Source organism: Mycobacterium sp. UM_Kg27, assembly GCF_000972905.1.
In the GTDB taxonomy this organism is placed as follows: domain Bacteria; phylum Actinomycetota; class Actinomycetes; order Mycobacteriales; family Mycobacteriaceae; genus Mycobacterium.
The window spans coordinates 1-22,338 of record NZ_JRMM01000044.1 but is presented as its reverse complement, the minus strand read 5'-3'; the positions used below and the strand labels follow the sequence as shown (position 1 = coordinate 22,338).

General features: G+C 66.8%; 20 protein-coding genes. 11 read left to right on the top strand and 9 right to left on the bottom strand.

What is annotated here, in order from left to right:
- Window positions 1-6 precede the first annotated feature (6 nt).
- Complete coding sequence (locus LI94_RS09395; RefSeq protein ID WP_024440448.1) at window positions 7-795, bottom strand: thioesterase family protein; 789 nt, start codon at window positions 793-795, stop codon at window positions 7-9.
- Entirely contained in the window at window positions 792-1,625 is an 834-nt protein-coding gene (locus tag LI94_RS09390; RefSeq protein ID WP_036457020.1) for a RecB family exonuclease, read from the bottom strand. The genes LI94_RS09395 and LI94_RS09390 overlap by 4 nt, the downstream gene beginning before the upstream one ends.
- 44 nt (window positions 1,626-1,669) lie before the next feature.
- Between LI94_RS09390 and LI94_RS09385 the strand changes: the two genes are divergently transcribed.
- Entirely contained in the window at window positions 1,670-2,506 is an 837-nt protein-coding gene (locus LI94_RS09385; protein WP_046301019.1) for a tRNA (adenine-N1)-methyltransferase, read from the top strand.
- Window positions 2,507-2,510: 4 nt separating this feature from the next.
- Here the strand turns inward: LI94_RS09385 and LI94_RS09380 are convergent, their stop codons facing one another.
- Entirely contained in the window at window positions 2,511-3,410 is a 900-nt protein-coding gene (locus LI94_RS09380; protein WP_046301018.1) for a hypothetical protein, read from the bottom strand.
- A 308-nt stretch (window positions 3,411-3,718) separates the two neighbouring features.
- On the opposite strand from LI94_RS09380, the gene LI94_RS23745 reads away from it, so the two are divergent.
- Window positions 3,719-3,892 (top strand): hypothetical protein, encoded by a 174-nt coding sequence (locus LI94_RS23745; RefSeq protein ID WP_192830946.1) that lies wholly within the window; start codon window positions 3,719-3,721, stop codon window positions 3,890-3,892.
- Between the two features lie 423 nt (window positions 3,893-4,315).
- On the opposite strand, the gene LI94_RS09370 is transcribed toward LI94_RS23745, so the two are convergent.
- Complete coding sequence (locus tag LI94_RS09370; RefSeq protein ID WP_046301016.1) at window positions 4,316-4,855, bottom strand: hypothetical protein; 540 nt, start codon at window positions 4,853-4,855, stop codon at window positions 4,316-4,318.
- A gap of 11 nt (window positions 4,856-4,866) precedes the next feature.
- Window positions 4,867-5,367, bottom strand: coding sequence for a hypothetical protein (locus LI94_RS09365; RefSeq protein ID WP_239651191.1), 501 nt, complete (start codon window positions 5,365-5,367; stop codon window positions 4,867-4,869).
- Between the two features lie 159 nt (window positions 5,368-5,526).
- On the opposite strand from LI94_RS09365, the gene arc reads away from it, so the two are divergent.
- Entirely contained in the window at window positions 5,527-7,350 is a 1,824-nt protein-coding gene (gene arc / locus LI94_RS09360) for a proteasome ATPase (protein ID WP_046301022.1), read from the top strand.
- A 2-nt stretch (window positions 7,351-7,352) separates the two neighbouring features.
- Here arc and LI94_RS09355 read toward each other — a convergent pair whose 3' ends face one another.
- On the bottom strand, window positions 7,353-7,985 hold the full coding sequence (locus tag LI94_RS09355; RefSeq protein ID WP_036457452.1) for a hypothetical protein: 633 nt from the start codon (window positions 7,983-7,985) through the stop codon (window positions 7,353-7,355).
- A gap of 80 nt (window positions 7,986-8,065) precedes the next feature.
- On the opposite strand from LI94_RS09355, the gene dop reads away from it, so the two are divergent.
- The 4 genes from dop to prcA all read left to right on the top strand — a co-directional run bounded on the left by dop (window position 8,066) and on the right by prcA (window position 11,479).
- Window positions 8,066-9,574, top strand: a complete 1,509-nt coding sequence (dop, locus tag LI94_RS09350) for a depupylase/deamidase Dop (protein ID WP_024441367.1) — start codon at window positions 8,066-8,068, stop codon at window positions 9,572-9,574.
- Window positions 9,575-9,657: 83 nt separating this feature from the next.
- The gene (locus LI94_RS09345) at window positions 9,658-9,852 is read left to right on the top strand and encodes a ubiquitin-like protein Pup (protein ID WP_024441366.1); all 195 of its coding nucleotides are present in this window, start codon (window positions 9,658-9,660) and stop codon (window positions 9,850-9,852) included.
- Window positions 9,849-10,736 carry a proteasome subunit beta gene (gene prcB / locus LI94_RS09340; protein ID WP_024441365.1) on the top strand — a complete coding sequence of 296 codons (888 nt, stop codon included), beginning with the start codon at window positions 9,849-9,851 and terminating at the stop codon, window positions 10,734-10,736. The genes LI94_RS09345 and prcB overlap by 4 nt, the downstream gene beginning before the upstream one ends.
- Complete coding sequence (gene prcA, locus LI94_RS09335) at window positions 10,733-11,479, top strand: proteasome subunit alpha (RefSeq protein WP_046301014.1); 747 nt, start codon at window positions 10,733-10,735, stop codon at window positions 11,477-11,479. The genes prcB and prcA overlap by 4 nt, the downstream gene beginning before the upstream one ends.
- A gap of 26 nt (window positions 11,480-11,505) precedes the next feature.
- On the opposite strand, the gene LI94_RS09330 is transcribed toward prcA, so the two are convergent.
- A complete protein-coding gene (locus tag LI94_RS09330; RefSeq protein WP_046301013.1) occupies window positions 11,506-11,736 on the bottom strand; it encodes a DUF167 domain-containing protein in 231 nt (76 codons plus the stop codon).
- A 189-nt stretch (window positions 11,737-11,925) separates the two neighbouring features.
- Here LI94_RS09330 and LI94_RS09325 point away from each other — a divergent pair, with 189 nt between their 5' ends.
- Together LI94_RS09325 and LI94_RS09320 are read left to right on the top strand one after the other, a co-directional pair.
- On the top strand, window positions 11,926-12,243 hold the full coding sequence (locus tag LI94_RS09325; RefSeq protein WP_046301012.1) for a CU044_2847 family protein: 318 nt from the start codon (window positions 11,926-11,928) through the stop codon (window positions 12,241-12,243).
- Window positions 12,240-17,261: a trypsin-like peptidase domain-containing protein gene (locus tag LI94_RS09320; RefSeq protein ID WP_082105712.1), complete on the top strand. Its 5,022-nt coding sequence runs from the start codon at window positions 12,240-12,242 to the stop codon at window positions 17,259-17,261. The genes LI94_RS09325 and LI94_RS09320 overlap by 4 nt, the downstream gene beginning before the upstream one ends.
- A gap of 162 nt (window positions 17,262-17,423) precedes the next feature.
- Here LI94_RS09320 and LI94_RS09315 read toward each other — a convergent pair whose 3' ends face one another.
- A complete protein-coding gene (locus LI94_RS09315) occupies window positions 17,424-18,620 on the bottom strand; it encodes a lipid-transfer protein (protein WP_046301010.1) in 1,197 nt (398 codons plus the stop codon).
- Entirely contained in the window at window positions 18,613-19,062 is a 450-nt protein-coding gene (locus LI94_RS09310) for a Zn-ribbon domain-containing OB-fold protein (protein WP_046301021.1), read from the bottom strand. The genes LI94_RS09315 and LI94_RS09310 overlap by 8 nt, the downstream gene beginning before the upstream one ends.
- Window positions 19,063-19,176: 114 nt before the next feature.
- On the opposite strand from LI94_RS09310, the gene LI94_RS09305 reads away from it, so the two are divergent.
- Entirely contained in the window at window positions 19,177-19,464 is a 288-nt protein-coding gene (locus LI94_RS09305; RefSeq protein WP_046301009.1) for an antibiotic biosynthesis monooxygenase family protein, read from the top strand.
- Between the two features lie 29 nt (window positions 19,465-19,493).
- Window positions 19,494-22,190 carry a DNA polymerase I gene (polA, locus tag LI94_RS09300; RefSeq protein ID WP_239651190.1) on the top strand — a complete coding sequence of 899 codons (2,697 nt, stop codon included), beginning with the start codon at window positions 19,494-19,496 and terminating at the stop codon, window positions 22,188-22,190.
- The last annotated feature ends 148 nt before the right edge of the window (window positions 22,191-22,338 follow it).

Below are 22,338 nucleotides of genomic sequence, written 5' to 3'. Positions count from 1 at the left end.
GCCCTTTCAGCGTCGCTGCACCAGCAACGCCTGCGCAGACGTGCCGATGAATCCGTCGGCGTCGAACAACTCGGCGGTGGTGACGCCCACCCCGTCGGGGCCGATCGAGGCACGGGCGCGCAGTCCGAAATCCGCTCCGGTCGGCAGCCGGTGCAGGTGCACGACGGTGTCGGTGTTCATGAACATGTACTCGTCGACATCCAGGGCGGCACCGACACCGTTCGCGGAGTCGACCACCATCGCCAGCCGCTGCAGGGCGGTGGTCGGCTCGCTGTCCACCAGGTGGACCTGCGGACTCAGCCAGGCCACCGCGGAGCCGTCGGGCGCATCCGGCTGGACTCGCCAGCGCACCGACTGGGCGTAACCGCTGGCCTGGGCGAACCACTCCGGCGGCGGCAGCGACGGCCCGCTGACCAGTGGCGCATACCGGTCGCAGGACACCGCGGTGGTGTCGGAGGTGGCCAGTGTCCAGGCGCTCAGCCGCGCCACCGGCCGGTCGTCGTCGCGGGTGAACATCTGCGCTTCCAGCAGCGCGATCCGCCGGCCGGGCCGCTGCGTCCGGGCCGAAACCCGCACCGGGGCCACCGGTATCGCCCCCAGGATGTCCAGGCTCAGTCGGGCGATCCGCTGATCCGATCCGTCGAGCAGTCGCTCGATCTCGCGGGTGAGCAGCGCCAGCGGTGGAGACCCGTGCTGTAGCCGGCCCCAGTTGCTGCGGGTCAGGTCGGTGGATTCATAGACCACGTGGTCGGTGCTGCCGGACCCGGCCGCGCGCCGGTAATAGCTGCCGGTCATGCCGCACTGTCGGCCGGCCAGCCGGGGTAGGGCGGCGGGGTTCCCCCGAATGCCGGGCACAGCGCGCGGTGCGCGCACCAGTCACACAGTCGTGACGGCTGCGGGCGGAAATCGCCTGTGGCCCCGGCAGTTTGGATGGCCTGCCAGATGGCGATCAGAGTTTTCTCGAAACGCAGCAACTCGTCGTGATCGGGGGAGTAGTCCAGCAGCTGCCGGTCGGCCAGATAGATCAGCCGCAACCGTGCGGGCATCACGCCGCGGGACCGCAGCAGGGCCACCGCGTAGAACTTCATCTGGAACAGCGCCTTCGACTCGGCGGCCTCGGACAGCCGCCCGCTAGCCGACGGCGCGCGGCCGGTCTTGTAGTCGACCACCCGCAGCTCTCCGGTCGCCGAGACATCGATGCGGTCGACGAAGCCGCGCAACAGGGTGCCGTCGGCCAGCTCGACCTCGATTCGCTGCTCACAGCTCTGCGGGTCGAATCGGCGGGGATCCTCCAGCCGGTAGTAGCCGGCCAGCAGCCTGCGTGCCTCGGCGATGAGCTGCTCGGCGTCCAGCCCCGAGCCCACCTCCGGGGAGGTGCTGATCAGCTGCTCCCAGGCCGGTGTCACCAGCTCCCGGGCAGTCTCGGGATCGCGCTGAGCTGCCGGCAGCGCGTAGAGCCGCTCCAGGGCGCCGTGGACCACCGAACCACGCAGTTGCGCAGCCGACGGCGGCTCCGGGAGCCGGTCAATGGCCCGGAATCGGTACAGCAACGGGCACTGTTTGAAGTCGGCCGCCCGCGACGGGGATAACGCAGGCTTGCTCATACTTGCGAACCCTACGGGCATGCACCGACAACGCCGCTCGCACACGCTGCGTAGGGTGGACGGCTGTGTCCGAATCCGGGATTTTTCAGGCGGGCGATCGGGCCCAGTTCACCGACGCCAAGGGGCGTCGCTACACCACGGTGCTGGTCCCCGGCGGTGACTTCCACACCCACCGCGGGGCCATCCCACACGACGAGGTGATCGGGCTGCCCGACGGCAGCGTGGTCAAGTCGGCCAACGGCGACCCTTTCCTGGTGCTGCGCCCACTGCTGGTCGACTACGTGATGTCGATGCCGCGCGGAGCCCAGGTCATCTATCCCAAGGACTCCGCGCAGATCATCCACGAGGGCGACATCTTCCCCGGGGCGCGGGTGCTCGAGGCCGGCGCCGGATCGGGGGCCCTGACGCTGTCACTGCTGCGAGCGGTCGGGCCCGAGGGCAAGGTGATCTCCTACGAGCTGCGTGACGATCACGCCGTGCATGCCCGCGCCAACGTCGAGACCTTCCTCGGGCGTCAGCCCGACAACTGGCAGCTGGTGATGGGCGATGTGGCCGACTGCGACCTGCCCGACGGCTCGATCGATCGGGTGGTGCTGGACATGCTGGCGCCGTGGGAGGTGCTGGGCGCCGTGTCGCGAGTACTGGTTCCCGGTGGGGTGCTGGTGATCTACGTCGCCACGGTCACTCAGTTGTCCCAGGTGAACGAGGCGCTGCGCGAGCAGCAGTGCTGGACCGAGCCGCGGTCCTGGGAGACCATGCAGCGCGGCTGGAACGTCGTCGGCTTGGCGGTGCGGCCCCAGCACGCGATGCGTGGCCACACCGCGTTCCTGGTCTGCGCTCGCCGGCTGGCGCCGGACACCGTCACCCCCACCCGGCTGGGGCGCAAACGGGGTCGGCCGTAGCGGCTCAGGACGTCGTCGTCAGCAGCGAGGCCACCACATCGGTCTCGGTGCGGGTTTGCAGGGCGCGCACCAGTGCCGGCTGTGACCGGACAAGATGTCCGACAAAGGCGTAGGCGTCGTCGGTGTCGAGCAGATAGGCCGCGGCGCGGATCAGCTTGCCGGTCTCCTGAAGCTGCTGGTGTCCGGTCAGGCCGGCGTACGCCGGTAGTCCGGTGTTGAGCACCGTCGGGTCGTACTTGATCGGGTCGCCCGGGCCCGGTCGTCCCATCGGCTGGTACTGGACCTTGTATTTGTCCAGCATCGCCTTGTAGCAGCGGCTCAGCGCGGCAAGGTAATTCGCGTCGGCGACTAGGTCGGCTCCGACGAAGCCGACGACGATGCTGGGAGCGGCGATCACGTTCGTCGCCACGTTCCCCGCGATCGAGGCATCGGTCACGGTGCAGCTGACCGCTAGATCGAAGTTGCCGCCGGGATCGTTCACCGTCAGATCCAGCACGGTGTCGCTCGCGGTGTAGTCCACTCGCACCCGCCGCACCGACGTCACCGGATTCTCGCCGGTGTAGCCGTCCACCGGGAGCGTCACTTGCACAGTGCCCGAACCGGATACGGCGATTCCCCGAATGCTCCAGCTTGCGCGCGGGGTGCGATACCGAGTCCACACCAGCCGGATCCGAGCGGTCTCGGACACCGAGTACAACACGTACTCGTAGTGGTTGTCGGCGATGCAGCACGCCGGGATGGTCGCGCAGGCACGGCGGACGGCGGGGTCGGTCGTCAGGGTTCCTCGCGACACCTCGCGCCGGCCGGTCTCGGTCACCTTGGCCTCGAGTTGCGCGCCGTAGTCGTCGTCGATCGGGATGATGGTGGCCCCGTGCCGGATCGACCAACGACTGCACTCGCACATCGTTGACCCAGGCGCGCTGCCGTACCGTTCGGCCGCTGACTGTCGAATCGCTCCAGTCGCAGATCTCGCAGTTGCCGTCCAGCGGTTCCCGTCGCCAGCCGTCCGCCTCGGGGTCGGTCAGGATCTCCACCAGCTCGTGGCCCAGAGTCGACATCGTCAGCTCGATATCCTCGGTCGCCGGGTCGAAGTAGCGCACCCAGCCCGCCCAGTAGCGATCGGTGTCGAACGGGAAATCGAACGTGTAGTCCGTCGAATGCGCGCCCGCGACGGCGCCGCCGGCCACCGTAAAGCCCTGGGGCATCAGGACAATGAAGGCGATTCGCGGGCCGTCGTCGGGATCGGGGAACACGCCGTCGTCGATGCTGTCCTCGATCAGCCCCAGTACCCGGCGCATTGTCGTGGTGGAATCCACGGCACCCAGCGGCGGAGCGGGGGAGAGCACGGTGACCGAGCCTCGCCAGGTCGGGGCGCCGGCGATGTAGTACTGCGCCAGCTCACTGAAATAGCGGCTCGCCAAGAGGGCCTGCGTGGGGGACTCGATCAGACCGCGCTGAGCCGAACCCGCGCCGTTCCACCAGGCACCCCAGAACACCAGCTGTACCGGCGTCTGTGCGCCGCCGAGTACGCCGTGGTGATAGGCCACCGCCGACCCGTCGTGGGAGTTGTCGGCGAAGACCAGCGCTGGCACCTTCGGGCGTGACCACGCCCCGCTACACGAGTGATCGTCACGCTGATACGTGATGATCGGTATGGAATCCGGTGTCTCGTCAACGACGCTGACGATCAGCCGTTGCTCGATGGGCATTCTCGGAGTATGCGCCGGTTGTGAGCGGTTTATCGCGGGTTCGCCGCGCCGGTTTCGACTGGTTTTTGCGGCCCCTGCCGGTGTCGCTGTGGGGTGAGACTCAGGGTGTCGGCGGCGCCGCCGGCTCTGTTTTGCCGGTCCGGGCGTTGCCGAACGCCAGCAGGGTCTTGGCGGTGTCCTGCGACAGCTGCCAGTCGCCGTGCTGGGGAGTGAACTCCATCGGGAAGAAGAACGTGCCGGTGGCGGGATCGGCCGTGGTCACCGTGACGTCCGCGGTCACGTTGCCCGGGTTGCGGTCGGACCAGCCGAGAGCGGCGGCGTCGAGGCTCAGCGGCAGATAGCCGCCGTCTTTGAGGGCGGTGGCGAACTTGTCGATGGTCGCGGCGTCGGCGGGTTTGGCGCCCTCGACCAGTGCCAGCTTGTCCGCGCCGGGCACCTCGGGGTCCGACAGCCGGTACAGCACATCGGTCAGCGCCTCGGGAGCCGGCAGGGCCGCCGACGGAACCGGGCCGGGAACCGCCGTCGTCGAGGTCACCGGGATCTCGGCCACCGGCTCCGCCGGCGGGTGGCCGCCACAGCCCGACAGCAGCACCGTTGCCGCCGCGAGCGCGGCGGCAACGGTGCTGCGATGCCGGTACATCAGATCTGCGATCAGTTCGACGTCAGCTGCGACAGCGACATCAGCGAGGCCCGGGAGAGCTTCCAGCCACCCTGGTCGACGAATGTGAGATTCACCGTGTGCGGCTCCAGCTTGGGGCTGGACGCGGTGACGTCGGCGCTGGCCGATCCGGGGCCGGCCGGTACCACGTTGGCCACGCTGATCGACAGCGGAAGGGCACCCTTCTTGAGCGCCTTCTGCAGCCGGTGGTCGATGGCACCGGTCTCGACCGGGCCCAGGCCGCCCTCCACGAGGTCGGACTTGCCGGCGGCGGGAACACTGGGGTCGGCCAGCGTGTTGAGCACGCTGGCCAGCTGCTCCGGGGCTGGTACGGCGGCGGCCGGGTCCAGCGGCAGCGGGGCGAAGAACACCGTCGTCGGCGCCTCGGCGGCAGCAGGCGCCGGTGTTGCCAGGTAGCTCACAGCTGTGGCGGCCGCGCCGGCGGCCGCAATCGCCGCCACCCGCGTGGCGAGGGATTTCACGTTCATTCGGATCCTTTCTGGGCCGTTTTGATCACCCGATTTGAGAGCGAGGCTAGCAGCGGAGCCGGTGTGTCGGATTGCCACAGAGCACGCGAATGCACAATGGCCGGTAGCGTTGAGGTATCCGTCGCTTCAACTTCCAGTTCGGGAAAGGAGCGCACCATGAGCAACATGGAAGAGTCGCCGCGTCCTGAGGCTTTCGACGCGTCTGGGGGGCCGGGCACGCCCGGTGATGACTTCGCCGAGTTGGAAGAACTGCGCCGCGAAGCCGCGGTGCTGCGCGCACAGCTCGAGAACACCCCGCAGGACACCGCCCGCGTGGGCCGTGACGTGCGTCAGCTCGAAGCGCACATTGACTCGCTGACCGCGCGCAACTCCAAGCTGATGGACACCCTCAAGGAGGCGCGTCAGCAGTTGCTGGCCCTGCGAGAGGAGGTCGATCGACTCGGTCAGCCGCCCAGCGGTTACGGGGTGCTGCTGGGCAGTCACGAAGACGACACCGTCGACGTGTTCACCTCGGGTCGCCGGATGCGGCTCAACATCTCGCCCAACATCGACGTAGCAACCCTCAAGAAGGGCCAGACGGTCCGGCTCAACGAGGCGCTGACGGTCGTCGAGGCCGGCAAGTTCGAGTCGGTCGGCGAAATATCCACGTTGCGCGAAATTCTGTCCGACGGGCACCGCGCGCTGGTTGTGGGTCACGCCGATGAGGAGCGCATCGTCTGGCTGGCCGAGCCGCTGGTCGCCGCGGATCTTCCCGACAGCAACCCGGACGCGCTGTCGGATGACTGGCGTCCCCGCAAGCTGCGCCCCGGTGACTCGCTGCTGGTCGACACCAAGGCCGGCTACGCCTTCGAGCGCATCCCCAAGGCCGAGGTCGAAGACCTGGTGCTCGAGGAGGTGCCCGACGTCAGCTACGGCGACATCGGCGGTCTGACACGCCAGATCGAGCAGATCCGCGACGCCGTGGAACTGCCGTTTCTGCACAAGGACCTCTACCGCGAGTACGCGCTGCGCCCGCCCAAAGGCGTGCTGCTCTACGGTCCGCCGGGCTGTGGCAAGACGCTGATCGCCAAGGCGGTCGCCAACTCGCTGGCCAAGAAGATGGCCGAGGTGCGCGGCGACGACGCCCACGAGGCCAAGTCGTACTTCCTCAACATCAAGGGCCCCGAGCTGCTGAACAAGTTCGTCGGCGAGACCGAACGCCACATCCGGCTGATCTTCCAGCGCGCTCGCGAGAAGGCCTCCGAGGGCACCCCGGTGATCGTGTTCTTCGACGAGATGGACTCGATCTTCCGCACCCGCGGCACCGGTGTCTCCTCGGACGTGGAAACCACCGTCGTGCCGCAGCTGTTGAGCGAGATCGACGGCGTGGAGGGGCTGGAGAACGTCATCGTGATCGGCGCCTCCAACCGCGAGGACATGATCGACCCGGCGATCCTGCGGCCCGGCCGTCTGGACGTCAAGATCAAGATCGAGCGCCCGGATGCCGAAGCCGCGCAAGACATCTTCTCGAAGTACCTGGTCGAGACGCTGCCGGTGCACGCCGACGACCTCGCCGAGTTCGGCGGCGACCGCGCGGCCTGCATCAAGGCGATGATCGAGAAGGTCGTCGACCGGATGTACGCCGAGATCGACGACAACCGGTTCCTGGAGGTCACCTACGCCAACGGTGACAAGGAAGTCATGTACTTCAAGGACTTCAACTCCGGGGCGATGATCCAGAACGTGGTCGACCGGGCGAAGAAGAACGCCATCAAGTCGGTTCTGGAGACCGGCCAGCCCGGTCTGCGCATCCAGCACCTGCTGGATTCGATCGTCGATGAGTTCGCCGAGAACGAGGACCTGCCCAACACCACCAACCCCGATGACTGGGCGCGGATCTCGGGCAAGAAGGGCGAGCGGATCGTCTACATCCGCACCCTGGTCACCGGCAAGAGCTCCAGCGCCAGTCGTGCCATCGACACCGAGTCCAACCTGGGCCAGTACCTGTAGCGCTAGCTGCTGTACAGCGAGTAGCTGTTGGTCAGGTCGTCCTGCAGCACGCGGGCCATCTCGACGGTGGTGTCCACCCGCAGGGGGCTGGTCAGCACGCGCGCCTGGTAGGTCCAACCCGGTGGCAGCGTGAGCCGGTCGGCGAGCCCGGCGAGGTCGGCCCGGGACAGGTTCGCATCGACGACCTGGCTCCAGGTCTGCATGACCCACCGTCGGCCGTCGGGGTCGATCAGCTCGTAGATCTGCTCGCCGGCATCGAAGACGAAGACGGCGTGGCGGCTCACCTCGTTGACGGTGTAGGGGCCGGGGTTCATCGAGGACAGCGCGACTTGGGCCTGCTTGATCATCTCGAGGCCGCCGAAGGTCTTGGTCTCGCGTGGGCCCTGCGGCGCCTTTTCGATGGTGTTCATCAGCCAGTAGCGCGGGCCGTTGAGTAGGGCGGCGGCCGCGCCGTTCTCGGTGGCGATGGCCTGCGCGTCGAGGGCGGACCACAGCTGCGCGGGGCAGTCGTTGAGGCCGAAGGTGTTGTAGACGACCGCCTGCGGACCCGAGTCGCCGATCTCGACCAGCAGCACTTCGCCGTAGCGTTTCCCGGATACGTCGGTGGTGTGCCGGCGGGCTTGCTCGGTGGACATTTCGGTGAAATTAGCCACTGACCTCGGCGACGTCAACGCCTCTGGCGGTGTGATTCCTCGTCCCCTCTAGGCTGAACGTCATGCAGCGGATCATCGGAACCGAAGTCGAATACGGCATCGCTTCGCCGTCCGATCCCACCGCGAACCCGATCCTCACCTCCACCCAGGCCGTGCTGGCCTACGCCGCCGCCGCGGGAATCCCGCGCGCCAAGCGCACCCGCTGGGACTACGAGGTGGAGTCGCCGCTGCGCGACGCCCGCGGCTTCGACCTGAGCCGCTCAAGCGGCCCGCCGCCGATCATCGACGCCGACGAGGTCGGCGCGGCGAACATGATTCTCACCAACGGGGCACGGCTCTACGTCGACCACGCCCACCCGGAGTACTCCGCGCCCGAGGTCACCGACCCGCTGGACGCGGTCATCTGGGACAAGGCCGGCGAGCGGGTGATGGAGGCCGCGGCGCGCTATGTGGCCAGCGTCCCGGGCGCGGCCAAGCTGCAGCTGTACAAGAACAACATCGACAACAAGGGCGCCTCCTACGGCACCCACGAGAACTACCTGATGAGCCGGCAGACGCCGTTCTCGGCGATCATCGCCGGTCTGACCCCGTTTCTGGTGTCCCGGCAGGTGGTCACCGGGTCCGGGCGCGTCGGGTTGGGTGCCGCGGGCGATGAACCGGGCTTTCAGCTCTCCCAGCGCGCCGACTACATCGAGGTCGAAGTCGGCCTGGAGACCACCCTCAAGCGCGGCATCATCAACACCCGCGACGAGCCGCACGCCGACGCCGACAAGTACCGCCGGCTGCACGTGATCATCGGCGACGCCAACCTCGCCGAGACGTCGACGTATCTGAAGGTGGGCACCACCGCGCTGGTCTTGGATCTGATCGAGGAGGGCCCCGAGCACGGGATCGACCTGAGCGACCTGGTGCTGGCCCGACCGGTGCGCGCGGTGCACGTCATCAGCCGCGACCCGACGCTGCGGGCCACCGTCGCACTGGCCGACGGCCGCGAGATGACCGGCCTTGCGCTGCAACGGATCTACCTCGACCGGGTCACCAAGCTGGTGGAGAGCCGTGATCCCGATCCGCGCGCCACCGACATCATCGAGACCTGGGCCCGGGTGCTCGACCAGCTTGAGCGTGACCCGATGGAGTGCGCCGACGTGCTGGACTGGCCGGCCAAGCTGCGGCTGCTGGAGGGCTTCCGGCAGCGGGAGAACCTGAGCTGGTCGGCGCCCCGCCTGCACCTGATCGACCTGCAGTACTCCGACGTGCGGCTGGACAAGGGCCTGTACAACCGGCTGGTCGCCCGTGGCTCGATGCGCCGCCTGATCACCGAACAGCAGGTGCTGGCCGCGGTGGACAACCCGCCGACCGACACCCGGGCCTACTTCCGCGGTGAGTGCCTGCGCCGCTTCGGGGCCGACATCGCCGCCGCGAGCTGGGACTCGGTCATCTTCGACCTGGGTGGGGACTCGCTGGTGCGAATCCCCACCCTGGAGCCGCTGCGTGGCAGCAAGGCGCACGTCGGAGCTTTGCTGGATTCGGTGGACAGTGCCGCCGAACTGGTGCAACAACTCACCACCTAGACCCCGAGCAACATCGGCGCCGACCGGTAGGGTGGAGAAACCGGCCGCGGTAATGCGCGGCCGATGAGATTCAGGAGGCAGCAATGGCTCAGGAGCAGACCAAGCGCGGCGGGGGCGGCGGAGACGACGACGATCTCACCGGCAGCACTGCGGCGGGCCAGGAACGCCGAGAGAAGCTCACCGAGGACACCGATGACCTGCTCGACGAGATCGACGACGTGCTGGAAGAGAACGCCGAGGACTTCGTGCGCGCGTACGTCCAAAAGGGCGGCCAGTGACCTGGTTGTCGCGTGATCGTCTGCCCCTCAACTCAGCAACCCCAGGAATCGCGCTCACCGGCGTAGGTCTGTCGTCGTTTTCGGAGTTCCTGCGGCTGCAGGCTCCGGAGCTGTTGCCGACCGGCGCGGGTGCCGCGTACACCGGTGGGGTGGGTGAGCAACTGCCGCACGGCACCACCATCGTCGCGCTGAAGTACCCCGGCGGGGTCCTCATCGCCGGTGACCGCCGTTCTACGCAGGGCAATATGATCGCGGGCCGCGACGTGCAGAAGGTGTACGTCACCGACGAGTACACCGCGACCGGCATCGCCGGCACCGCGGCCATCGCGGTCGAGTTCGCCCGGCTCTACGCGGTGGAACTGGAACACTACGAGAAGCTCGAAGGTGTCCCGCTGACGTTCGCCGGCAAGGTCAACCGGTTGTCGACCATGGTGCGCGGCAACCTGGGAGCCGCGATGCAGGGCTTGGTGGCGTTGCCGCTGCTGGCCGGTTACGACATCGATGCTGAGGACCCGCAGACCGCGGGGCGCATCGTGTCCTTCGACGCCGCCGGCGGCTGGAACGTGGAGAGCGAGGGCTACCAGGCGGTGGGCTCGGGTTCGCTGTTCGCCAAGTCGTCGATCAAGAAGCTCTACAACCAGATCAGCGACGCTGACACCGCGCTGCGGGTGGCCATCGAGGCGCTCTACGACGCCGCCGATGACGACTCCGCCACCGGCGGGCCGGATCTGGTGCGGGGTATCTATCCGACCGCGGTCACCATCGATGCCGACGGCGCCGTCGACATCGCCGAGGAGCGGATCGCCGAGCTGGCCCGTGTGGTCGTCGAGAGCCGGACGCGTGGCGGGGATTCGGGGCCAGCGACCAAGCGGGGTAAGAAATGAGCTTCCCGTACTTCATCTCGCCCGAGCAGGCGATGCGCGAGCGCGGCGAGCTCGCGCGCAAGGGCATCGCCCGCGGTCGCAGCGTGGTGGCGCTGGCCTACGCCGACGGCGTGTTGTTCGTCGCCGAGAACCCTTCTCGCTCATTGCAGAAGATCAGCGAACTCTATGACCGGGTGGGTTTCGCGGCGGCGGGCCGGATCAACGAGTTCGAGAACCTGCGCCGCGGCGGCATTCAGTTCGCCGATACTCGCGGCTACGCCTATGACCGGCGTGACGTCACCGCCCGCCAGCTGGCCAATGTCTACGCCCAGACCCTGGGCACCATCTTCACCGAGCAGGCCAAGCCTTATGAGGTGGAGTTGTGTGTGGCCGGCGTCGCCTACCAGGGCCAGACGAAAGCGCCTGAGCTGTACCGGGTCACCTATGACGGGTCGATCACCGATGAGCCGCACTTCGTGGTGATGGGTGGCACCACCGAGCCGGTCACCAACGCGCTCAAGGAGTCCTACGCCGAGAACGCCGAGTTGGCCGACGCGCTGCACATCGCGGTCAACGCGCTCAAACAGACCGACACCGGCAACGGTGGCGAGCCGCGCGAGCTGGGGCCGGGCACCCTGGAAGTGGCCATTTTGGATGCCAACCGGCCCAAGCGCGCGTTCCGGCGGATCAACCGTGCCGCATTGGAATCACTACTGCCGCAAGCTGGCTCGTCGGGGGAGGCGTCGGGCAAGGGTTCCGGCTAGGGGCGACGGCTCCCTCGAGACGCCGCCTACCGATCGATCCGGAACCGCTTGATTCGCGCCCCGGCGCCTGACGCCAGTTCGACACGGCTTCGCGGAACACCGAAATGCTCTGCCAGAACACGGATGACGGCGGCGTTGGCCTTGCCGTCCACTGCGGGTTCACGCACGTAGACGGTCAGCTGTCCGTCGTCGTCGATCTCGACCAGGGGGCCCTTGCGGCTGCCCGGTTTGACCTTGACAACAACGGTTTCGGTCATCGCAACAGGATCCCAGTGTCGCGGGTGTGCGTAGTTGTACGGCTCGCCTCGGCGTGTCGCTGTGCAGACACTCAGGGGTAGCCGACCGGAGACCAACCGTCTGGAACATTGCGAGACATACGTCCGGAATATTGGTAAAGTTTCCTCGCCGCAGCGTCTAGCGCTGACGTGTCAAGCGTAGGGAACTCGATGACCAACATGGTGGCGGTTCATCTCGACGACAACACCGTCGTCTATTTCGAAGCGATTGGAGATCTGGTCGCCGAATATAGCGATCGGCCGGTGTCACTGGAGGGAAAGCTGGCGCGGCTGACCGCAGCGGCTGAGGCAATGCAGGTGGTCTGCGCGGAGATCCGCGAAAAGGCGAAGCCGGACAAGATCAGCCTGGAATTCTCGCTGGGGGTCTCCGGAAAGCTCGGCTGGTTCTTCGCGAGCGCGCAGAATTCCGGCTCGGTGAAGGCGACCCTGACCTGGGATCTCGACCGGCCGGATGCCTTGTCGCGATGACACCAGCGGATAGAATTGTCGGGGCCACTGTGGTGGTCTGTGTTGGCGAGACGCGCTCCGGGTCGGGGGTACTCCTCGATCTGCGTCACGTCCTCACCGCAAGACATGTTGTCCCGCACGGTCAGGGCGAAACCATTACGGCTGACTCCATCACAGTGCGATTCGGCAACCGGAGAATCGCGGCTGACCTTGTCGATCTGTCCAATTATGAGGTGGATGCCGCCGTGCTGCGACTGCGGTTCGACGCACCGCCAGACTGCGCCCCAGCTCCGGTAGCGCCACCTGGACGACTCCCGCAAAAACTTCGCTGCTTCGGCTATCCCGTTTCCGAGGTTGAGGCCAACGGAGTGTGGCGCGCATTCACCCTCAGCGGCCCCACTGCCAATTCGATGCAGCAACTGCAATGGGAAGAGGGAGTCGGCAACCTGCGCGGTCAAAGCGGCGGCCCGGTGGTCGATGCGGAGTGCCGGGTGGTCGGGATAATTTCTTGCGGCGCTAAAGACGCAGAGTTCGACCGGTTCGTGCCGACGTCGGTGGTACGCCGGCTCTGGCCGCAACTGCCCTGCCCTTGGCGTTACTTCGGAAGCGAAGAGCAAATCGAGAGCCAAGTCGAGGACCAATTCGCCCGTAATGCCAAAGCCAACGGCGCCTACGGTTGGCTGGCTGGCGATTGCTTCCATGGCCGAGGCGAGGCACTGGCACACATCGCAGCGGTGCTGGATACGTTGTCGACTGACCCCGATCGGCCGCAGCGCCCCGTAGTGATCACCGGACGGCCCGGCTCCGGCAAATCCGTGGTGCTCGCCCGTGCTGCAGCGAATGCCGCGTGGCGAACCGCCATCGGTATCGCCATTGATGCGCGCGGCTGTACAGCTCTTCGTGTGCGCACGGGGATCGGTGACGCTGTGCAGGCCGCCCAGTCACCCTCCACGTCCGCGCAGTTACGGAATGCGCTACGTGATCTGGGGACCCCAGTGCTTATCTTCATCGATGCCGTCGATGAGGCGTTCGATGCAAGAGAAGCAGTGGAGATCGCCGGGCTGCTGTCCTCCCTGGCGTGTCTTCCCAGCGTGCGAGTTGTTGCCGCCACACGCCCCCAGGCGGTCGGTGACCGATTCCGCGTGAGCGGCCTGCTGAACCATCTGTCGGTGCGGGATGCGCAGGAGGACAATCTGGTTGACCTCGATGTCGAACCGTACTGCGACACCGATGGCATGGTCGACGCAATCGCCGCGCTTCTGTGCCGAGAAGGTATGGACGATGACAGCTTCGCGGACGAGTCCTGGAACTTCTACCGCGCGGATCGCCTCTTGACCCTGGGCCTGGCTCGGGAAATCGCCCGGCGGGCGGGAACGAACTTCCTGGTCGCTGGCGTGACGGCGGCACTGCTTGCCCGCCAGCGTGACATTGTTGACCCGCGCGATCCGGATTTCGACGCAGGCGAGTTGCCTAGCGATCTCTCCCAAGCGTTGGACAAACTTTCCCGCGCCTTGCCGGTCGAGCGTCGAGGCACCGTCGGGGGCATGCTCAAAACGCTGGCCTACTCCCGCGGCAGCGGGCTGACTGATCCGCGCTGGCGAAGCCTCGCGACCGCGCTGGGATACCCGGTGTCACAGGACGACATCGACTTCATTCTCACCTCCCCGGTGGCGGACTACCTGCTGCAATCACACGGCGCGGACGAGCACCGCGTCGTGCGGTTGTTTCACCAGGCCTTCGTCGATGCCCTCAAATCCAGATCTGGTGTGGACTCCGTCGGCATCGAACGGACAATCTACAACTCACTTTGCGGCGAAGCGGAAGAGGCTGGTTGGGCCAACGCGGACTACTACCTGCGCACCCAGATTAGTCATCACGCGGCCGCCTGCGGTCAGTTGCTCAAACTGCTCGACGACACCAATTTCGTGGCATGGGGGTCGATACCCGAGCTACGCCTGCTGCTCGCCGTCGCCGGACCTCACAACCCCGCATCGCTGCCCGGACTGATCCTACGCGAAGGCGGGCGACTCGCCCCGCTCTGCGGCGACGACCGGTTGTGGTTCCTCGTGATGGCCGCGACGCATCACGGCGCCGACGCGTTGCGCAAGCGGCTTATGGCCGCTCTGACGGATCCGGTCAAGAAGGCATTCGCACCCGTTTGGGCGCACCCGCTCGGCAGTAATCATCGAAAGTTGCTCGGTCACAACAGCGCGGTGCGTTGCCTGACGATTGGGACGCTGGACGGGGTGGGCGTGCTGATCTCCGGAGATAGCGATGGCGTTATCCGAGTGTGGGACGCCGACGGCAATCCCGTGGGCAGACCGATCATTGCGCACAGTAACGCCGCCGTTAATGCGGTGGCACTCGGCGAGTTAGGTGGGCGGGGCGTCATCGTCTCCGGCGGGTCGGACGCGAAGGTGCGGATCTTCGCTGGTTCAAGCGGTGCACAGCTCGCCGAGAGCGACACGCATGTCAGGGCGGTCCGCCGCATACATGTGACGCACCACGCTTCTCACCTGACGATCACGTCGGTGACCAAATACGTTGAACAGGAGAAGGATTCGGAAGTCGCGGTGTGGACGCTCACCGGCGATCCCAGCGGTGATAACTCCGAAGTTGACTGCCGCACATTCAGACTGGCGGCTAATAACGTCGCGTTGTACCCGCGGGCTGGCCGCACAAAGATCGCTTTTGCGAGGATGCGGACGCTCGGGGTCGTCGACGCCGCGGAGCCCGATCGGCCAACCGCCATCCGACTCGGATGGGCGAACAGGACTGCGCTGGCCGGGTGTGAGATGGGCGGTGACGAAGTCGTTCTGTTTAGTGTGGAATGTGCTCTGTATCGGTGGAAGGTGGGCAGGGCGACGGGCAATTTGCCGTTGATCGAACACAGCGGCCGGATTCAGGCCATTGCGACGGGGCGACTCGACGACGATGACATCATAGCTTCGGTCGATGGCAGTGGTGTGCTGCGCGTATCGCGACCCAACGGCGAATTGATCGGAAATGTGTGGGCCGGCCATGGCAACAACTCCCGGCCACTGGTGGTGGGCGCCCTCGGCGAACACGACGTCGTGGCTGCAGCCGACGGTAGCGGCACCATCCGGGTGTGGACGGCCGCCGACATCCGTGCCTCCGATGCCGCGCCTGACCTGTCGGTGTCAGCGCTGGCCTCGGCCGGATCGAATGCGGCAGTGGTGTCGGCTGCCGGCGCCGGTCTGCACTACTGGGATGCCAACGGGCACACAGATTGCAGTAGCCGACAAGTCCTCCTAAAAAAAGGCATGGTCAACGCTGTTGCCACTCTGGAACCCCTGGAAACCCCCAGCCGCGCCGTCGTCGCCTGCGGCGGAAGCGACGGTCACCTGCGCTTCTATTCCGGCTCCGGCACGGAGATCGCTGATATCACCGGCGCGCACACAGGCGGCGTTACTGCGCTTGCCGCGGGAAATTTCCATGGTGAGCGAGTCTTCGTATCCGGCGGTACAGACAGCGCGTTACTAATCTGGCGGTACGACATGGCGCAGATGGACGCGCCGCAATTGGACCAGACGCGGCCGCACCCGGGGCGGGTACGCGGGGCCGTCGCCGCGCTCGCTGTCGGTGTCATCGAAGGCTGTGCAGCCGATGGACCTGATAACGGCGGGTGTGTTGATGTTATCGCCTCGGCCACTGCCGAGCCGGTTGTCCGGATTTGGCGGGTGCGAGGCGATCGGGTGCGGACAGCAGTACTGGAAACGGGCCGATCGACCGCGTTGTTGCTGACACAGCTGGATGGTCATCGTGTCTTGGTCGCCGGCGGTGATGACGGGAAGATCCGCATCTGGCGACGCGGCGAGCTGATCACGTCGGGTGGTGGGCACGCCGGACAGGTGACTGCGCTGGCAGTGTTGCCCTGCGGGGATGCGTACCTCTTGGTTTCGGCGGGTTCGGACGGTCGCATCATGGCGTGGCCGAATCTTGATGATCCGGTTGGTGTGCACGCCGTTGAGCCGGTCATGGGGATGATCGCGCACCCGGGCGGCCTGACGTACTCTGCCGGCCCCGCACTGGCGCGTCTGCACATCGACACTGACGATCTCGGGCCCACAGAACTCGGAAGTGCCGGTGTACCGCTGCCGACGGTGTGGTCGGCTCCGGACGACGAACCGTCGCCGGAATCCGACTGCGAGCACGGGTCGGACCACCCTGGCAACAGGCCGGATCAGATCGCCATGCGAAACAGTCGCGCCAAGGCCTACCTGACTGCTGGCGAACTGCTGCTCGCGATCCGATGTGTTTCCGGGTACCGCGATGTGGCGGCGCTTTGCCTGCACGCGGACGCGGCGATTAGGACTGGCGATGACCGTGTTGTCGCCCGAGCTGTTCGGTTACTAAGGGAGTTCGAGCAGAAACGCGTTCCCGCCGTCCAGGGCCGGCTCTTTGGACTGGCGCTGCTTTGCGGCGACGCGAAGTTGGCCATTGGAACCTCGGAAATGGTTGCTGTGGGGTCGTTGAACATTGCTGTCGGTGGACTGATCGGGATGACCGACAGCACGCCGGAAAGCGAATGGCAGATATATGGTGAGGCCGCTGCCACCTGCAGAGTAGTAGAACGCTGGTCTGGGCCGCTGTTCGAGGTCTTGCCCTTCGTGGCTGCATCCCGTCTCATCTCGATCGCTCGTAGGATTGCGGGCAATGATCCGGAGCTGTTCGAGAGAATTAAATGCGACTACATCGACCGGTACTGGCGAAACTACGGTGGCGAAGTGCTGCAAAGACTGGTGGATGCGCTCATTGACCAGGTCGGAGTGGATCCGAAGGGGCCACTGAATGTGTACCCCTACCAGTTGGTGTCGGTGCTTGAAGTAGTTGCGGCACGCCGGTCGGTCGCCGACTTAACCGCCCCGGTTACCCATAGGATAGCGACGCGGTTGCACAGTGCCCAACCATCCCGTCGTGCCGAATTTCGTGCTTGGGCGCCGCTGAGCGGATTCGCTCGCCAGGCCTGTCAGCTGCTGGAGCAGCCGCGACAGGGTGCGCCCCGGGGCCCCGACTAGCTGGTCCAGCTGACCAATAAGAAGAAGTGCCCACCTGGGCAGTGGCTACCAGTTCTAGTTCTGCTGAATACCGTCTAGGACGTACTGGCATTTCCGATCAGTCATTTACACCCCCACGTTCACAGATGAGCGAGGCGCCAGCCCCTCATACGATCAAGGGGATCAGCGCGCGACGATCACCGACGAGCCGTGACCGAACAGGCCCTGGTTGGCCGTCACACCGACGGTGGCGCCCTCAACCTGACGGCCGGTGGCCTGACCGCGCAGCTGCCAGGTGAGCTCGCACACCTGGGCGATGGCCTGCGCCGGAATCGCCTCGCCGAAGCAGGCCAGCCCGCCGGACGGGTTCACCGGGACGCGACCGCCGATGGTGGTGGCACCGCTGCGCAGCAGCTGCTCGCCCTCACCCTTGGCGCACAGGCCCAGGTGCTCGTACCAGTCGATCTCCAGCGCGGTGGACAGGTCGTAGACCTCGGCCAGGCTGACGTCCTCGGCACCGATCCCGGCCTCGGCGTAGGCGGCGTCCAGGATCTGATCCTTGAACACCCGCTCGGGGGCCGCCACCACAGCGGTGGAATCGGTTGCGATGTCCGGCAATTCGGGCAGGTGCTGCGGGTAGCGCGGGGTCACGGTGGACACCGCGCGCACCGACGGCACACCGTCGAGCGATCCCAGGTGCTTGCGGGCGAATTCCGCGCTGGCCACGATCAACGCCGCGGCACCGTCGGAGGTGGCGCAGATGTCGAGCTGGCGCAGCGGGTCGGAGACCACCGGACTGGCCAGCACGTCGGCAACCGCGGATTCCTTGCGGTAGCGGGCATTCGGGTTGCTCAAGCCGTGCCGAGAGTTCTTCACCTTCACCTGTGCGAAGTCCTCGGAGGTGGCGCCGTAGAGGTCCATCCGGCGGCGCGCCAGCAGCGCGAAGTACACCGGGTTCATCGCCCCGATGAGGTGGAACCGCTGCCAGTCCGGGTCAGCTTTGCGCTCACCGCCGACCGGGGCGAACGCGCCCTTGGGGGTGGTGTCGGCGCCGATCACCAGCGCCACATCGCAGAAGCCGGCCAAGATCTGGGCCCGGGCGCTCTGCAGCGCCTGCGACCCGGAGGCGCAGGCGGCATACGACGAGGACACCGGAACCCCGTTCCAGCCCAGCTTCTGGGCGAACGTCGAACCGGCGATGAAGCCCGGGTAGCCGTTGCGGATGGTGTCCGCCCCGGCGATGAACTGGATCTGCTGCGCGTTCAGGCCGGCGTCGGCCAGCGCGGCACGGGCGGCGACCATCCCGTACTCGGTGAAGTCGCGGCCCCACTTGCCCCACGGGTGCATGCCCGCGCCCAAGATGTACAACGGCTCAGGCATTGGAGTCCACCTTCTTCCACGCGTAGACGGTGCGCGTCACGCCGTCGTCGTCGGTGTAGAGCGGCATGGTGGTCAGCTCCATCTCCATGCCGACCTTCAAGTCCGCGGCCAGGGTGCCCTCGACGACCTTGCCCAGCACGATCAGGCCCTCGTCGGCCAGCTCCACCGCGGCGATCGCGAACGGCTCGAACGGGTCGCTCGGTGGGTAGGGGGCCGGCGGAAGGTACCGGTTCTCGGTGTAGCTCCAGATCGTGCCGCGCCGTGACAGCGCGACCGGCTCCAGCACGTCGCCGTCGCAGGCGGGGTTGGGGCAGTTGTTCTCACGCGGCGGGAACACATAGGTGCCGCACTGCGGACACTTCGCGCCGATCAGGTGGGGGAGGCCGGCGTCGTCGGTGGCGTACCACCCGTCGATCGCGGGCTGCGAGGCTACATCTGGCACCCGGTCAGCGTACCGAACGACGGCGGTGAAATTGAAACGTGTTCCAGTCACCGGGCTGACGGGTGCTGCGACCTATGGTGGCGAGGTCAGACACGGAAACGGAGGGATTCGGCAGTGGTGATCGTCGCAGGACATCTGACGGTGGATCCCGGTCAGCGGGACGACTACCTGCAACAGTGCCGCGACGTCGTGCACCAGGCGCGCCGCGCACCGGGGTGCCTGGGCTTTGCGATCACCGCCGACCTTCTCGACCCGAGCCGGGTCGACATCTTCGAGCGTTGGGAATCGCGGGCCGCGTTGGACGCGTTCCGCGGCAGCGGGCCCAGCGATGAGCAGGCTGCCGCGATCCTGTCGGCCGCGATCGCCGAGCACGACGTCACTGAGGAGCGACCGCTGACCTGATGTCCGCGGCAGTGCATAGAGTTGTCCCCGTGAGTCAGACCAAACCGACGCTGCTGCTCCTCGACGGAAACTCGCTGGCGTACCGGGCGTTCTATGCCCTGCCCGCGGAGAACTTCAAGACCCGCAGCGGCCTGACCACCAACGCCGTCTACGGGTTCACCGCAATGCTGATCAACCTGCTGCGCGACGAGACCCCGACCCACGTCGCCGCCGCGTTCGACGTGTCGCGCCAAACCTTCCGCTCCGAACGCTTCCCGGAGTACAAGGCCACCCGTTCGAGCACCCCCGATGAGTTCCGCGGCCAGATCGACATCACCAAGGAAGTCCTCAACGCGCTGGGCATCACCACGCTGTCCGAGGCCGGTTTCGAGGCCGATGACCTGATCGCCACGCTGGCCACCCAGGCCGACGCCGAGGGTTACCGGGTGCTGGTGGTCACCGGCGACCGCGATGCCCTGCAATTGGTGAACGAGAACGTGACCGTGCTCTACCCCCGCAAGGGTGTCAGCGACCTGACCCGCTTCACCCCGGACGCGGTCGTCGAGAAGTACGGTCTGACCCCGGTGCAGTACCCGGACTTCGCCGCGCTGCGCGGCGACCCCAGCGACAACCTGCCGGGCATCCCCGGGGTGGGGGAGAAGACCGCGTCGAAGTGGATCAGTGAATACGGTTCGCTGCAGGGGCTGGTGGACCAGGTCGACACCGTCAAGGGCAAGGTCGGAGATGCGTTGCGCGCCAACCTGTCCACCGTGATCCTCAATCGCGAACTGACCGACCTGGTGCGCAACGTGCCGCTGGCCCAGACGCCGGACACCCTGCGGCTGGTGCCCTGGGATCGTGAGCAGATCCATCAGCTCTTCGACGACCTCGAGTTCCGGGTGCTGCGCGACCGGTTGTTCGACACGCTGTCCACCGCCGGCGGCACAGTCCCCGAGGCCGAGGAGGGCTTCGAGGTGCGCGGCGGCGCGCTGGAGCCCGGCACCGTCGCCTCGTGGCTGGGCGCACACGCCGCCGACGGCCGGCGCACCGGGCTGGCCGTGATCGGCACCCACCGCAGCTTCGACAGCGACGCCACCGCGCTGGCCCTGGCCTCGGCGGACGGCGAAGGCGGCTACATCGACACCGCGGCGCTGACTGCCGAAGACGACGCCGCGCTGGGCGCCTGGCTGGCCGATCCGGCCAAGCCCAAGGCGCTGCACGAGGCCAAGCTGGCCATCCACGACCTGGCCGGGCGCGGCTGGAGCCTGGACGGCGTCACCTGCGACACCGCTCTGGCCGCCTACCTGGTGCGGCCCGGGCAGCGCAGCTTCAGCCTCGACGACCTGTCGGTGCGCTACCTGCGCCGGGAGCTGCGTGCTGAATCCGATGAGCAGCAACAGCTTTCGCTGCTGGACGACACCGAGGGCATCGACGATCAGGCGGTGCAGACCGCGATCCTGCGGGCCCGGGCCGTCACCGACCTGGCCGACGCGCTGGATCTCGAACTGGCTCGCATCGACTCTTCGGGTCTGCTCGCCGACATCGAACTGCCCCTGCAACGGGTGCTGGCCGAGCTGGAGACCACCGGAATCGGTGTGGACCTCGATCACCTGAGCCAGCTGCAGAGCCGGTTCGGAGACCAGATCCGCGACGCCGCCGAGGCGGCCTATGCGGTGATCGGCAAGCAGATCAACCTCGGTTCGCCCAAACAGCTGCAGGTGGTGCTCTTCGACGAACTGGGCATGCCCAAGACCAAGAAGACCAAGACCGGCTACACCACCGACGCTGACGCGCTGCAGACCCTGTTCGATAAGACCGGCCATCCGTTCCTGGAGCACCTGCTGGCCCACCGCGACGTCACCCGGCTGAAGGTGACCGTCGACGGATTGCTGAAATCGGTTGCCTCCGACGGCCGGATCCACACCACGCTGAATCAGACCATCGCGGCGACCGGCCGCTTGTCGTCCACCGATCCCAACCTGCAGAACATCCCGATCCGCACCGACGCCGGCCGCCAGATCCGCGACGGCTTCGTGGTCGGGCAGGGCTACCCCGAGCTGATGACGGTCGACTACAGCCAGATCGAGATGCGCATCATGGCGCACCTGTCGGCCGACGAGGGTCTTATCGAGGCGTTCAACACCGGCGAAGACCTGCACTCGTTCGTCGGGTCGCGGGCGTTCTCGGTGCCCATCGACGAGGTCACCCCGGATATGCGCCGTCGCGTCAAGGCGATGTCGTACGGCCTGGCCTACGGGTTGAGCGCCTACGGGCTGGCCTCCCAGCTCAAGATCTCTACCGAAGAGGCCAAAGAGCAGATGGACGCCTACTTCGACCGGTTCGGCCGGGTCCGCGAGTATCTGCACGAGGTCGTCGAGCAGGCCCGCAAGGACGGCTACACCTCCACGGTGCTGGGCCGGCGGCGTTACCTGCCGGAGCTGGACAGCAGCAACCGTCAGGTGCGGGAGTCCGCCGAGCGGGCTGCGCTCAACGCCCCGATCCAGGGCAGTGCGGCCGACATCATCAAGGTCGCGATGATCAACGTCGACCAGGCGTTGAAGGCCTCGGGACTGCAGTCACGGATGCTGCTGCAGGTGCACGACGAATTGCTGTTCGAAGTGGCCGACGGCGAACGCGAGCCGCTGGAGGCACTGGTGCGCGACAAGATGGGCAGCGCCTATCCGCTCAGCGTCCCGCTGGAGGTCGCGGTCGGCTACGGGCGATCCTGGGACGCCGCCGCGCACTGATCCTTCGGCGGTGGCCGTTGTCAGCCCCGAACGCTATAATCGAACGTATGTTCGAACGGTTGTCGCGGCCGCCTAGCGGGGCTTCGGTGGCGGAGTTCAGTGCGTGGTTTTTGCAGCGTCATCCGCGTGCCACGCCGGAGTCGGCGGC

Bases quoted from the DNA above. Each gene is read 5' to 3' on its own strand.
- LI94_RS09395 (WP_024440448.1), bottom strand. From the start codon at position 795: ATGACCGGCAGCTATTACCGGCGCGCGGCCGGGTCCGGCAGCACCGAC.
- LI94_RS09390 (WP_036457020.1), bottom strand. From the start codon at position 1,625: ATGCCCGTAGGGTTCGCAAGTATGAGCAAGCCTGCGTTATCCCCGTCG.
- LI94_RS09380 (WP_046301018.1), bottom strand. From the start codon at position 3,410: ATGTGCGAGTGCAGTCGTTGGTCGATCCGGCACGGGGCCACCATCATC.
- LI94_RS23745 (WP_192830946.1), top strand. From the start codon at position 3,719: ATGAAGGCGATTCGCGGGCCGTCGTCGGGATCGGGGAACACGCCGTCG.
- LI94_RS09370 (WP_046301016.1), bottom strand. From the start codon at position 4,855: ATGTACCGGCATCGCAGCACCGTTGCCGCCGCGCTCGCGGCGGCAACG.
- arc (WP_046301022.1), top strand. From the start codon at position 5,527: ATGGAAGAGTCGCCGCGTCCTGAGGCTTTCGACGCGTCTGGGGGGCCG.
- LI94_RS09355 (WP_036457452.1), bottom strand. From the start codon at position 7,985: ATGTCCACCGAGCAAGCCCGCCGGCACACCACCGACGTATCCGGGAAA.
- dop (WP_024441367.1), top strand. From the start codon at position 8,066: ATGCAGCGGATCATCGGAACCGAAGTCGAATACGGCATCGCTTCGCCG.
- LI94_RS09345 (WP_024441366.1), top strand. From the start codon at position 9,658: ATGGCTCAGGAGCAGACCAAGCGCGGCGGGGGCGGCGGAGACGACGAC.
- prcA (WP_046301014.1), top strand. From the start codon at position 10,733: ATGAGCTTCCCGTACTTCATCTCGCCCGAGCAGGCGATGCGCGAGCGC.
- LI94_RS09330 (WP_046301013.1), bottom strand. From the start codon at position 11,736: ATGACCGAAACCGTTGTTGTCAAGGTCAAACCGGGCAGCCGCAAGGGC.
- LI94_RS09325 (WP_046301012.1), top strand. From the start codon at position 11,926: ATGACCAACATGGTGGCGGTTCATCTCGACGACAACACCGTCGTCTAT.
- LI94_RS09320 (WP_082105712.1), top strand. From the start codon at position 12,240: ATGACACCAGCGGATAGAATTGTCGGGGCCACTGTGGTGGTCTGTGTT.
- LI94_RS09315 (WP_046301010.1), bottom strand. From the start codon at position 18,620: ATGCCTGAGCCGTTGTACATCTTGGGCGCGGGCATGCACCCGTGGGGC.